The organism is Nesiotobacter zosterae (genome assembly GCF_033843645.1).
Taxonomy (GTDB): Bacteria; Pseudomonadota; Alphaproteobacteria; order Rhizobiales; family Stappiaceae; genus Pseudovibrio; species Pseudovibrio zosterae.
In genome coordinates this window covers 188,714-201,337 of record NZ_JAWXVZ010000009.1, presented here as the reverse complement: position 1 = coordinate 201,337, position 12,624 = coordinate 188,714, and the positions used below count along the sequence as shown (strand labels likewise).

Annotated in this window: 12 protein-coding genes and 1 rRNA gene; 12 read left to right on the top strand and 1 reads right to left on the bottom strand. The window is 56.1% G+C overall.

The annotated features are described in order from the left end of the window. The 9 genes from rrf to otsA all read left to right on the top strand — a co-directional run. Nucleotides 1-103 (top strand): 5S ribosomal RNA (gene rrf, locus Q3Y58_RS14855); the annotation flags it as partial. 312 nt (nucleotides 104-415) lie between these two features. Further along, entirely contained in the window at nucleotides 416-1,117 is a 702-nt protein-coding gene (locus Q3Y58_RS14850) for an energy-coupling factor ABC transporter ATP-binding protein (RefSeq protein WP_319622772.1), read from the top strand. A 2-nt stretch (nucleotides 1,118-1,119) separates the two neighbouring features. Further along, on the top strand, nucleotides 1,120-1,740 hold the full coding sequence (locus Q3Y58_RS14845) for an energy-coupling factor transporter transmembrane component T family protein (RefSeq protein WP_319622771.1): 621 nt from the start codon (nucleotides 1,120-1,122) through the stop codon (nucleotides 1,738-1,740). Nucleotides 1,741-1,844: 104 nt separating this feature from the next. Further along, on the top strand, nucleotides 1,845-2,402 hold the full coding sequence (locus tag Q3Y58_RS14840) for a biotin transporter BioY (protein ID WP_319622770.1): 558 nt from the start codon (nucleotides 1,845-1,847) through the stop codon (nucleotides 2,400-2,402). Beyond that, on the top strand, nucleotides 2,399-3,850 hold the full coding sequence (locus Q3Y58_RS14835; protein ID WP_319622769.1) for a class I adenylate-forming enzyme family protein: 1,452 nt from the start codon (nucleotides 2,399-2,401) through the stop codon (nucleotides 3,848-3,850). Before Q3Y58_RS14840 ends, Q3Y58_RS14835 begins: the two co-directional genes overlap by 4 nt. A 10-nt stretch (nucleotides 3,851-3,860) precedes the next feature. Beyond that, nucleotides 3,861-4,997 (top strand): thiolase family protein, encoded by a 1,137-nt coding sequence (locus tag Q3Y58_RS14830; RefSeq protein ID WP_319622768.1) that lies wholly within the window; start codon nucleotides 3,861-3,863, stop codon nucleotides 4,995-4,997. 350 nt (nucleotides 4,998-5,347) lie between these two features. Next, nucleotides 5,348-6,085 carry a trehalose-phosphatase gene (otsB, locus tag Q3Y58_RS14825; RefSeq protein WP_319622767.1) on the top strand — a complete coding sequence of 246 codons (738 nt, stop codon included), beginning with the start codon at nucleotides 5,348-5,350 and terminating at the stop codon, nucleotides 6,083-6,085. Between the two features lie 47 nt (nucleotides 6,086-6,132). Continuing rightward, complete coding sequence (locus tag Q3Y58_RS14820) at nucleotides 6,133-7,959, top strand: glycoside hydrolase family 15 protein (RefSeq protein ID WP_274219868.1); 1,827 nt, start codon at nucleotides 6,133-6,135, stop codon at nucleotides 7,957-7,959. Nucleotides 7,960-7,997: 38 nt separating this feature from the next. Then, complete coding sequence (gene otsA / locus Q3Y58_RS14815; RefSeq protein ID WP_274219869.1) at nucleotides 7,998-9,395, top strand: alpha,alpha-trehalose-phosphate synthase (UDP-forming); 1,398 nt, start codon at nucleotides 7,998-8,000, stop codon at nucleotides 9,393-9,395. Between the two features lie 55 nt (nucleotides 9,396-9,450). Here otsA and hppD read toward each other — a convergent pair whose 3' ends face one another. Next, nucleotides 9,451-10,563: a 4-hydroxyphenylpyruvate dioxygenase gene (gene hppD, locus Q3Y58_RS14810; RefSeq protein ID WP_274219870.1), complete on the bottom strand. Its 1,113-nt coding sequence runs from the start codon at nucleotides 10,561-10,563 to the stop codon at nucleotides 9,451-9,453. Nucleotides 10,564-10,683: 120 nt separating this feature from the next. On the opposite strand from hppD, the gene Q3Y58_RS14805 reads away from it, so the two are divergent. The 3 genes from Q3Y58_RS14805 (at nucleotide 10,684) to Q3Y58_RS14795 (ending at nucleotide 12,547) form a co-directional block, all read left to right on the top strand. Beyond that, nucleotides 10,684-11,163: an Lrp/AsnC family transcriptional regulator gene (locus Q3Y58_RS14805; RefSeq protein WP_274219871.1), complete on the top strand. Its 480-nt coding sequence runs from the start codon at nucleotides 10,684-10,686 to the stop codon at nucleotides 11,161-11,163. A 72-nt stretch (nucleotides 11,164-11,235) separates the two neighbouring features. After that, entirely contained in the window at nucleotides 11,236-12,003 is a 768-nt protein-coding gene (locus tag Q3Y58_RS14800) for a tellurite resistance TerB family protein (RefSeq protein ID WP_274219872.1), read from the top strand. Between the two features lie 76 nt (nucleotides 12,004-12,079). Then, nucleotides 12,080-12,547 (top strand): DUF1203 domain-containing protein, encoded by a 468-nt coding sequence (locus tag Q3Y58_RS14795; protein WP_319622766.1) that lies wholly within the window; start codon nucleotides 12,080-12,082, stop codon nucleotides 12,545-12,547. The last annotated feature ends 77 nt before the right edge of the window (nucleotides 12,548-12,624 follow it).

Genomic DNA, 12,624 nt, shown 5'->3' with positions numbered 1-12,624 from the left:
GGCGGGGCGCCCCCACCCGATCCCATCCCGAACTCGGAAGTGAAACGCCCCTGCGCCAATGGTACTTCGTCTCAAGACGCGGGAGAGTAGGGCGCCGCCGGGCATGATAACAACAATCAAAAAAACACTCTCCAGCATCAAACAGAACAAGCAATCCAAAAGCCCCCGACGCATCATGCGCGGGGGCTTTTTGCATTCCAAAACAAAAACAAAACATGCATGCCCCGCGCAGAACAAACGCACAAAGGCAAAAGGCTCCATAAAGGCCTCTGGAGGCGGACATAAGGCGTCCGGAAGCTGCCATGTATCGAACACATGAGCAATGCTCATTTGACTTTGAAGCCTCGCCGCATTAGGCAATCCCCAACGTAAATTAATGAAGCAGGGCCCGCTTTTGGATCTCCAAGGCATTCATTTGACAGGCGTTTCAATAGAGCGCGGTGATCAGCTGGTTGTGAGGGATGTCACGGCTACGCTCAACTCGAAGCGTGTTGGGATCATTGGCCGCAATGGGTCAGGCAAGAGTTCCCTGCTTCGCGCTCTGAATGGCTTGTTGCCTCTGGCTGCCGGTTCTTTGAGTGTTCATGGCATATCCCACGCTACGCCGAAGGAGTTGAGCCGAACAGCAGGGTTTGTTTTTCAAAACCCTGATCATCAGCTTATTTTTCCGACGGCTGCCGAAGAGCTTGGGTTTGGACTGAGACAGCTTGGCGCCGACAAGAGGTCAGCTTCAGCCCAAGCGCTTGCCTATTTGAATGATCATGGGTGTGGCCGTTTTGCTGAAGAGCCCGTTCATCAGCTGTCCGAGGGACAGAAGCAGCTGGTATGCATATTGGCGATCCTCATAATGGAACCAAAGGTACTGCTGCTTGATGAGCCGTTTTCTAGCCTAGATCATGTTACCCGCCGGATTCTGCTGAATAAAATTGACGCGCTTGAGCAGCAGATAATATTCGTCAGCCATGAGTTGGACGCGCTCTCAACCTTTGATGAAGTACTCCTGATCGAAGGTGGTCAGCTGAAGGACCAGGGCAAACCAGCAGATATTATTGCGGGTTACCTTGAAGGCGAACTTGAAGAAGCTGCGCGCCGAAGCCAACTGGTGGAGGCACTCTGATCATGGTGTCACTCTACATCTCCGGTCCCAGTTGGGCGCATCGGTTACCTGCCTCAGTAAAGTTGGTGTTTTTGTGCCTGATAACGCTTCTACTGTTTCCCCTTGATCAATGGTGGCAGCAAGCGATTGGACTTGCTGCCGTGCTGGGGTTTTATGGTTCTCTTGGCAAGAAGGGTCTGAAGGCGCTGAAGGTTCTCAAGAACCTTCTATGGATGCTATCGTTTATTTTTCTGATCCATTTGGCTTTTACGAGCTGGGAAGACGGGATCGTCATCAGCTTGCGTCTGGTGACTTTGGTGCTGCTCGCGAACTTTCTGAGCATCACGACTAAGATGGACGATCTGATGGATGCGATTGAGCCTCTGTTCAGGCCGCTATCTGTCTTCGGCGTCACATCGAAGAAGATCGCCCTTGCCGTCGCCTTGGTAATCCGATTTGTCCCTATGCTGATGGCCGTCTTCATGAGTTTGCAGGAGGCCTATCGTGCGCGCACCGGGAAGGGGAGCAGCATGAGGTTGCTGGCACCGTTTGTCATTCACGCATTGAAGCTTGCAGACGAGGTTGCCGAGGCCCTTACGGCTCGAGGCGGTGCCGACGGCTATAAAAACACGGCGTCGCGATAATTGGAACTTTGGCCGAGGTGCCTCTGTGGATTGAGGGTCTTGGCCATGGCTGGTGAAAATGAAGTCTGTTTTGCTTCGGCTTCTTGAACAAATGGGGGTAGAGAATGGGTCAGGATAAGGCGCTTGTCCAAATTGCATTTTACGCAGCTTTGATTGCTGCACTCGGATTGTTGCCAGCCGTGGCGATTCCATTCGTCAGCGGTGTTCCCATTACTGCGCAAACACTCGGCGTGATGCTCGCTGGCGTGATGCTCGGCCCGCTCCGTGGCGGGCTTGCTGTTCTCCTAGTGCTGTTCCTCACGGCACTGGGCCTTCCGCTTTTGGCCGGTGGGCGTGGTGGTCTTGGTGTGTTCATGGGGCCGTCCGCCGGTTTTCTGATCGGCTGGTTCTTTGGTGCGATCACCACTGGCTACATAATGCAGCTGATGAAGAACCAGAGTGTGCTTGTAAGCGCCGCGATTGCGTCAATTGTCGGTGGGATTGGTGTTGTTTATGTGCTTGGCATTCCAGGGCTGAGTGTCATGGCTGGTTTGCCGTTGGACAAAGCGGCGTTGGGAAGTGCGGTTTACTTGCCGGGTGATCTGGTGAAAGCCGCAATTGCCGCTGTTGTGGCACAAACAGTTGCCCGTGGTATGCCTTCCGCGTTGCATTCACGCTCATGAGTTACATTGGCTCCTTCTTGAAAGAAAGATCCCGCCAGCGCCCTGATGCGCTGGCTCTGCACTGTGACGACCGAGTGTGGTCCAACCGCGCTTTCACAGATTGGGTCTGCCAGCTGAAGGTTGAGCTGAGGAAGCGTAGCGTGGCCGGTGACCGCATTGCTCTGGACTGTCACCGTGCAGACGCTCTGTTGGCGGGCTTTTTCGCTGTAGCGGGAATTAGGCGCACGGCTGCGGTGCTTGATCCACGATCCAACCTCGATGCGAAGACAGCCAACACGCTTGCCGCTGCCAGTGCCCTGCTTCTCGATGATGATTTCATCTGCCGTGAGGCATCGCACGGGGAACGGGGGCCACTGGCGGTTTTCAGCAGCTCGAGGGACCGTTCGGCAGATCGACCGAGCCTGGAGGATAGCTTTTACATCGGCTTTACCTCTGGCACCACCGGTGTTGCCAAAGGCTACATGCGCAGCCACGGATCATGGCTGCATAGCTTTCAAATCATTGAAGAGCTGCTTGGGTTTAACGAAAAGGACCGGGTGCTGATACCGGGTCCATTGGCTCATTCCCTGCATCTGTTCGGGGCGGTGCACGCTTTGCACGTCGGTGCGTCGGTCTACGCTCAGTCTGCCTTTCACCCGCGCCGTAGTCTGGAGATGCTCAGGCAGGGACGCTGCACGTTCGCCTATGCGACACCAACGCAGCTTCTCACTCTCAAGAAGCTGGCCGGTCAAGAGCGGTATCCGTGCGTTCGGACCATCCTTGTGGGTGGGGCCGAGTGGACGGAGGACATGGCTGCTACAGTGAAGCCGATGTTTCCGAATGCTCATATCCTGACATTCTATGGTGCTTCTGAGACGAGCTTCATCAGCATGCGGCGTCCGGGCGAGGTGCTGCCGACAGGAAGCGTGGGCAAGCCGGTGCCTGGCGTTATCGTGGATGTGCGCGCCGCGGATGGAGCCCATCTGCCAGCGGGTGAGGTTGGCCGCCTTTGGGTGGCAGGGCCGCAGAACTTCCAAGACTACGTTGGTGCAGCGAAGGATCAGTTGCTGCGTGAGGGCGAGTTCATTTGCGTCGGCGATCTGGGGTACTTTGACGCTAACGGCTATCTGTATGTGACGGGCCGTGAGAACCGGATGATCATTACTTCAGGCGTGAATGTGTATCCTGCAGAGATTGAGCAGGTGGTGCTGCGGATACCTGAAGTTCTTGATTGTGCAGTTGGCGCGAAGGTGGACGCAAAGCGTGGCTGGGTGCCGGTTCTGGTTGCTCATCTCTGTGACCATGCAGAGGATGACATCTCCGACTTCATCCTGAAGAGCTGCAGGAAGGAGCTGGGGCCCGTCAAGGCACCGCGTCAGTTGCTGATCCACAAAGAGCCCCTGCCGCTTACGCCAAGCGGCAAGATGGACTATAAAGCAATTGATCGCTTTATAGATGACCAGAACTGAGGCAGGGCCAATGGGAACGGCAGTTGTTCTTTCAGCGCGTCGATCCTCTGTGCAGCCGCGGGGAGGTGCCTATAAAGCGCTCAAACTTTGGGAGCTTTGGGCACCCGTGGGCCGTGCGGCGTTGCATGATGCGGGCATTTCCCCCCATGAAGTAGATGCGGTTCTTCTGGGCAATGGCATTTACGGTGGCGGCAATCCGGCGCGGCTCTGTGCTCTGGCGGCCGGGATCCCCGAGGATGTTGGCGCGACCACGCTGGACAGCCAGTGCTGCTCCGGTCTTGAAAGCGTGCTTCAGGCTATAGCCCTGATTGAAAGTGGGCAGGCCAATGTTGTCGTATGCGGCGGGGCGGAGAGCTATAGCCAGCGCCCCCTTCGGGCGCACCAAGCACATGAGGATGGCGGCGAAATCACCTTTTATGAGCGCCCCCCTTTCAGCCCCTGGCCAGAGCGAGATCCTGACATGGCGACGGCGAATGCACGTCTTGCAGATGCCGCCGGTATTTCGCCAGCGCAGCAGAGCGCTTATGCCGTTGAAAGCCACCAAAAGGCGCTGGATGCACTCGCCTCTGGTCGGTTCCGTCATGAGCTTGTGCCCGTATGTGAAGCTGATCCGCTGCGGGATGGATTTAGCCGCGCATTGAAGCTGCGCGTGGCGGAGCGGGCACCCGTTCTGGCGCATGAGGGGAGCGGCGTGATTACATCGGCAACCACGTCTGTTGAAGCTGATGGCGCGGCTGCACTCGTTGTGGCCAACTCTGAGCTCTATGGAACGGGCGGTTTGCGGCTCGTTGCAGGGGCGCGCAAGGGCGGAGCCTCAGAGAACCCCGGAATTGCTCCAGTTGCGGCGGCACAAGCGGTGTTGAGCCGCGTTGGGCAAGTGCCTGAAGCGTTGCATTCCGTCGAGTTGATGGAAGCTTACGCTGCGCAGGCCATTGCTTGTCTTCAGCCCTTTGGTTTCCCGCCGGAGGCTCTCAACAGAGGCGGTGGCAGCCTCGCACGGGGACATCCCATTGGGGCTTCGGGCGCAATTTTGATGGTGAGGTTGTTCCACGAACTGAAGATGGCCCCGCAGGGCGCCCGCGGGCTGGCAATGATTGCGGCTGCCGGAGGTCTGGGTACGGCTGCTTTGGTGGAGCGGACGGTTTAACGCTGTTACATCCAACTAAATTCCATCCATCGAGAAACTTTGCAAAACTGCGTAGCCGAAAAAAGTATAAATCGGTTGAAAACCGTTTGCCTGCCATTTCCCCGCGCCATTGATCGTTTCATCATCAGGCCTACTGTATTGAAAGAAGTCATCGCCTGTTTTGGGAGAGGGGTGATGATCCGGACCTATGGGGAGGCTAAAAGGGGTTAGATTCCCTTTTTAAAAGACGCACAATTTTGCGTGCTCGAAAAAGAGATCCGTTGCAGATCCTTTATATCGTCGTGCCAGTTTATTAATTGGACTAGGTATTTACTCTAGAACATGCCAAGAAAAGCGCTCATAGTTTTCCCATGACAAAGCCGCCACATCTATCCAGAGAAATGGCCCTGTTTCTTGACTTCGACGGCACTCTCGTTGAGATCGCCTCGACACCCGGCTCCATTTCTGTCGCCCATACACTTGTTGAGACTATTGCCAATGTGCAGGCGCTGTTGAACGGCGCTCTGGCCGTTGTGACCGGTCGTGATGTTCGCGATATTGACCGCTTTTTGCATCCCCTTGTGCTGCCCGCTGCGGGGCTCCATGGATTGCAGCGCAGAATGAGCCTGGGGGCTGAGCTTGATGCCGTAAAAGTATGGCCCGGTATTGCAGAACTTCGCCAAGGCATTCAGCTCTCCGGCATCCTGACCGAGGGGGTGACGCTTGAAGACAAGGGAAGTGCGCTGTGCGTGCACTACCGTGCTGCGCCGCACCGTGAAACGGATGTACGCGCGCGTGTTGATGAAATGACGGCCCGGTTCCCCAGCCTGCACACCGTGAAAGGCAACATGGTGGTTGAGGCAAAGCCAACAGCGGAAGACAAGGGAACGGCGGTGCGCCGCTTTTTGGATCAGGCGGACTTCAAGGGCCGCTTGCCGGTCTTTATCGGCGATGACACCACCGATGAAGACGGTATTGCAGCGGTTCAGTCTGTTGGTGGCTACGGCATCAAGGTTGGCACGCAAGAGAGCCAGGCCTTTTTTCGACTGCCAGATGTGGCATCGGTTCATGCTTGGCTGTCAGAGACAACACCAATCGAGATTACTTAAACGCCAGGGCACCGAGACCCGATGCCCCTTGAGTGAGAGGACTTTTCATGAGCGACAAGCAGCCAAGGTCATTTCCTGTCGTTCCGCTTTCCGAACCAAGCCTGAATATGGCGATGATCGGCAACTGCTCATATGCCGGTCTTATCGATACCATGGGGCGCGTGGTTTGGTGCTGTCTGCCGCGGTTTGATGGCGATCCTGTGTTTCATTCGTTGCTGGGTACCCGCGGCGAAGAAGGCGATGGTGCATTCACCATTGAGCTGGTCGGGGCTGTGCGCTCGGAACAAGAGTATGTCGACAACACAGCGATTGTGAAAACGCGCCTCTACGATGATGACGGCAATGGCATCGAGATCACTGACTTTGCGCCGCGCTTCAACCGCAAGGGACGCATGTTCAGGCCGAACGCGATTGCGCGCCGGGTGCGGCCAATTCTGGGACACCCGCGTATTGCGGTGAAACTGCGCCCGCGGTTTGACTGGGGGCAGCGGGATCCGGAAATTACGTTCGGGTCCAATCACGTACGCTTTATCGGCAATGGGCTGGCCCTGCGCCTGACGACAGATGCATCGATTACCTACGTTCGGGAAGAAACCCCGTTCCTGCTGGATGGACCACTGGCGTTCTACTTCGGGCCAGATGAAAGCCTGACTGAGAGTCCGGGGAAGATCTGCCGCGACTTTGAAGAGGAAACCGAGAAGTATTGGCGTATCTGGTCACGCCGACTGGGGCTGCCTCTTGAGTATCAGGAAGCAGTGATCCGCGCTGCGATCACGCTCAAGATTTGCACCTATGAGGAGACCGGCGCAATCATCGCGGCGGCGACCACCTCAATTCCGGAAGCGCACAACACGGTGCGGAACTGGGACTATCGCTATTGCTGGCTGCGGGACGCGTTCTTCGTGGTGCGGGCGCTGAACTCCCTCTCTGAAATGGAGACCATGGAGAATTATCTGCGGTATCTCAACAACATCATGAGTATGGCAGACGGCGGGCATGTTCAGCCGCTCTATGGCATTGGGCAGGAAGCGCATCTGGTTGAGAGCTTTGTCGATTTGCCGGGTTATCGTGGAAACGAGCCTGTGCGTGTTGGCAATCAGGCCTACGAACACTTCCAGCATGATGTCTACGGCAACATTGTTCTGGGTGCGTCTCAGGCGTTTTTTGACAAGCGTCTGCTGCGTCAGCCGGGCCTGGATGACTTTCAGCGTCTTGAGAAAGCCGGTGAGCGCGCCTTCACACTCTACAATGAGCCAGATGCAGGCATCTGGGAGTTGCGCACCCGTGCGCGGGTTCACACATCGTCCTCGCTGATGTGTTGGGCAGCTTGCGACCGCCTCGCCAAGATTGCCGATCACTTTGGGCTCGATGACCGCGCTGGGTTCTGGCAGGACCGGGCGGACGTCATTCACGCGACCATTTGTGAAAAGGGCTGGAACGAAGAGGTCGGAGCCTTCACTGAAAGTTTTGGCGGAAAGGATATGGACGCAAGCCTTCTGCTGATGGCGGAAGTGGGCTTCCTGCCTGCGAACGATCCGCGCTTCATCGCCACCGTGGACAAGATTGGCGAGCAGCTGCGCCGGGGTAATCACCTGTTCCGCTATCATCAGGCCGATGATTTCGGTGAGCCGGAGAATGCCTTCAACATCTGTACGTTCTGGTACATTGATGCGCTTGCTCGCATTGGCCGGGGGGACGAAGCGCGCGAGATTTACGAGGAGCTGCTCTCCTGCCGCAATCACGTTGGCCTTTTGTCAGAGGACACATCGCCCAAGACTGGCGAGCTTTGGGGCAATTTCCCGCAGACATATTCGATGGTTGGTATCATCAATGGTGCAGTACGGTTGTCAGCGCCGTGGGATAAGGTAACCTAGAGGGCATTGTTTCAAATGTAGATATTGGAGGAAGTAGCATGAGCCGTCTGGTTGTCGTATCCAACAGAGTTGGTCCCCTAAAGGATAGCGGCAAGGCGGGCGGCTTAGCTGTAGCTCTCGTTGATACCCTGCGCAAAACCGGTGGCATCTGGTTTGGTTGGACAGGGCAAGTCTCTGAAGAGGGGACCTTCGGTTTGATGCGTGAAGAAAAGCACCGCAAGGTGCTCATGCAGCAAATCGACATGACCCAGCAGGACTATGACGAGTTCTACATCGGCTACGCGAACCGAACGCTGTGGCCGGTTCTTCACTATCGTCTTGATCTGGCGGAGTTTGACCGCCGCTATGAAGAAGGCTACCGGCGGGTGAACGAACGCTTCGCCGCCCGTCTGCGCCCCAGCATCCAGCCGGGTGATGTTGTCTGGGTTCACGACTATCATTTCTTCGGCCTTGCAGCACAGTTGCGCGCCATGGATGTCGAGAACTCCATTGCATTTTTCTTGCACATCCCATTCCCGTCGCCGGAAATTCTGGCGGCGTTGCCGAATGCCGAATCCCTGGTGCGCCGCATGCTGGCCTATGATCTCATTGGGTTTCAGACGGAGCGCGATGCAGCCAACTTCCGACGCTTCGTGGTGGAAGAGCTACAGGGTGAAGACCTTGGGGAGGATCGTGTGTGTGCCGTGGGCCGCGAGGTTATTGCGCGTGCCTACCCAATTGGTATCGATGCGGAGGGGTTCTCACAGTATGTGCATTCGCAGGATGCGCGCCGTCATATGGCGCGTCTGGAAAAACTGCTGATCGGGCGGCAGCAGATTATCGGCGTAGACCGCATCGACTATTCCAAGGGGTTGCCAGAGCGCCTGAAAGCCTTCGAGCGATTGCTTGAGGATTACCCGGAGAACCGCGGGCAAGTCAGCATGATGCAGGTGGCCCCTCCGTCTCGCTCAGAGGTGAACAGCTACGTCGATATTCGCATGGAGCTGGAGCATTTGACCGGCCACATCAATGGCCGGTTTGCTGACCTGGATTGGACGCCAATCCGCTTTCTGACGCGGTCATTCAACCGGAAGGCCTTGGCTGGTATTTATCGTGGCAGCATGGTGGGGCTGGTGACACCGCTTCGGGATGGCATGAATCTTGTGGCCAAAGAATATGTGGCTGCGCAGCGTCCGGAAGATCCGGGTGTCTTGGTGCTCTCCCGCTTTGCAGGGGCAGCTGAGCGCATGAAGGAAGCACTGATTGTGAACCCGCACTCTGCGGAAGAGGTGGCGGCAGCATTGCAAACAGCGCTTACCATGCCGATGGAAGAGCGACGGGAACGGTGGGAGGCCATGTATGAGCGCATCTGCAAAGAAGATGCACATACCTGGGCTGATACCATTTTGAAGGATTTGCAGCGGGAGTTTGCCTCCTACGCGAAGAAGGCAAGTTAAGTAAAAAAACGGCGGGTTTCGCACCCGCCGTCTTTTGTTGGGACACAACAACCTCCTATTGAGCGGCGTCAGTGTTCAAGACGCCGCGCCGGATTTGGTCTTCTTCAATGCTCTCAAACAATGCACGGAAGTTACCCTCTCCGAAGCCTTCATCGCCTTTGCGTTGAATGAACTCAAAAAAGATTGGCCCGATGACTGTCTTGGAGAAGATCTGCAACAAGATCTTGGTCATGCCGCCGTCAATAACGCCTTCGCCATCAATCAGGATGCCGTGCTTTTTCATCCGTTCAATTGGCTCGTCGTGACCCTTTACGCGCTCATGGCTGCGTTCGTAATAGGTGTCTGGCGGGCCCGGCATGAACCGCAAGCCATTGTCGGCCAGCTTATCGGTGGAGCCGTAGATTTCGTCACTTCCAACGGCGATGTGCTGAATGCCTTCGCCCTTGTACTTCTTCAAGTACTCTTCAATCTGGCTGGTGTCGTCCTTGGACTCGTTCAGTGGAATCCGGATCTTGCCACAAGGAGAGGTGATCGCGCGGCTGACAAGGCCCGTGATGCGACCGTCGATGTCGAAGAAGTGGATTTGCTTGAAGCTGAACAGGTCACGGTAGAAATCCCACCACTTGTCCATGTTGCCGCGATACACGTTGTGAGTCAGGTGATCGAGGTAGTAAAAGCCAACGCCCTGCGGTTTTGGGTCGACCTCGTCAATCCAATCGAACTCCGCCGCATAAGCTGAGCCGTTGTCGCCATACTTGTCGATGAAGTAGAGCAGCGAACCGCCAATCCCGACAATAGCGGGTGCGTCGAGGGTCTTGTCTGACCCTTCATAAGGTTCTGCACCTTTGGCGACGGCATGGTCAAAAGCGTGCTTTGCATCAACGACGCGCCACGCCATGGACGGCGCGCATGGGCCGTGAGCCTCCACAAACCGGCTGGCAAAGCTGTTTGGTTCTGCGTTCAGGATGTAGTTGATGTCGCCCTGACGGTAGACGGTGATGTCCTTGGTCCGGTGTTTTGCAACGGGCGTGTAGCCCATCTTGCGGAACAGCACATCCAGTTTCTCCGGCTCCGGATGTGAGAACTCTACAAACTCAAAGCCGTCGGTTCCTGCAGGGTTTTCCTCGGAAATCCGGGCTGGGGGAGCGTCGTGCGGAAATGGTCCCATGGAAGTCTCCTTGTCTGTTCTATTACGTATGAGTATGTGAAATATCTGTTGCGACGTCCTTGCGTTTTTGCGTATGTAAGCGCCAATGAATGCACGAAATGTGCGCTTGGGAGGGAAGCAATGGCATCTACCGTCGATCTGGACCCGTTCGACTTGAAAATTCTTGCAAGTCTTCAAGAGGACGCGTCACGCACCAATCAGGAAATCGGTACCCTGATCCACCTCAGTGCCTCGCAGGTCTCGCGCCGACGGCAAAGGTTGGAGACTGCCGGTGTAATCCGTCGCTACCGAGCGGATCTATCACCGGACCATCTGGGATTTGGGGTGATTGCGTTTGTGGGCGTTACGTTGGACACGCACAACAACGAGAACTCTGTCAGGTTTCACGAGCTCACCCGGTCGCTAGATTGTGTGCAGGAGGCCTACACCATGACGGGGGACATGGACTACCTGTTGAAGGTGTGCGTGCCCGATCTGAAAGGCCTTTCAAAGTTCATCAACAATGACTTGCTTCCGCATCAGGCCGTCGAGAATGTGCGCAGCTCGATTGCAATGGAAACCATCAAGGATGAGAACCAGTTGCCTCTTGGCAAAGTGTAACAATGCCTTGTTTCTGCGGATCTGGTTCCCATTTCTGTATCATGAGAGTTTCTAAAGAGGTCAGGTGAGCAGATGTTTGATCCAAAGCAGCTTGTTGATCAGTTTCTGGGTTCAGGCGCACTCGGTGGCGGACAGAACGCACAAAGTGGCGGTGCTGGCGGTGCCATGCAGCAGGGCCAAAACTATTTGAAAAATAATGCAGGTGGCCTTGCCGGTGGAGCGCTTGCAGGCGGTCTTGCAGGTTTGTTGCTTGGCTCAAAGAAGGGCCGCAAGCTGGGCAAGAAGGCTGTTACCTATGGCGGTCTCGCGCTGGTGGGCGGACTTGCTTACAAGGCCTACACCAACTGGCAGAGCAATCAGGGCACATCGCAAGGCGGCCCAGCCCCAACACCGCCAAGCGCGGGCCCGAGCTCTGCTGGCAATGCAGCCGCGCTGCCAGACCTTTCTGGCACGTCTTTTGAGCCAGCAGCCGCACCGGGCGGCGAAAACCAGATGGCGCTCAACGTTCTGATTGCGATGATCCAGGCCGCCAAGGCAGACGGTCATGTGGATGCGCAAGAGCAAGCACACATCTTCGAACAGATCGATCGCCTCGGTCTGGGTATGGAAGAAAAAGCCTTCATCATGGATGAACTGCGTGCGCCGCTCGACATCGACAAGGTGGTGAATGCGGCAACAACGCCTGAACTCGCCATGGAGCTGTACACGGCTTCGCGTCTGACCATCGAACCAGACCATCCGGCTGAGCAGGCCTACCTGCAAATGCTGGCAGCACGTTTGGGTCTTGAGCCAGCATTGACCGCAGAGCTTGAGAAAGCCGTGGTGGAAGCGCAGAGTTAATCCTCGTTCCACTCGCAAATCGGGTGGTTGAGGCAGATCTTTGGACATAGGTTGCCCCCTACACGAGGAGGGACCTATGTCTTTTGTTATTACCGGATTGAATTCCGAAGAGTTTTCCGAATTGAACGGGTTGGGTGCAGAGGCACTTGCTGCCCGCAACGTGGTGGTTTACGAGGCCGATGCCAAACCCGGCTTTCCTTGTCGGGTCTCCTTGGCTGATGCGGAAGTGGGTGAACGGGTGTTCTTGCTGAACTACACGTATCAGCCGCACGAAACGCCCTACAGAGCATCTCACGCGATTTTCGTGCGGGAGAATGCGCCTGAGGCGCCGCCTTACATAGGCACCATCCCCCTGTCTCTTTCGTCTCGTCTGTTGTCCCTGCGCGGCTTCGACAAGGCACACATGATGATCGAAGCGGACATCGCTGAGGGGGAAGAAGTGAAGCCAATGCTTGAGCGGTTCTTCGCCAACCCTGAAGTTGACTATGTTCAGCTTCATTACGCACGGCGTGGCTGTTTTGCGGCGGCTGCCCATCGCGCCTGACGCGCCTTAATGAACTTGTCGATTGCAAAGCCTGCCCTTGGAGCGTCCATTGGGCAGGCTTTTTTGTCTTTTGACCC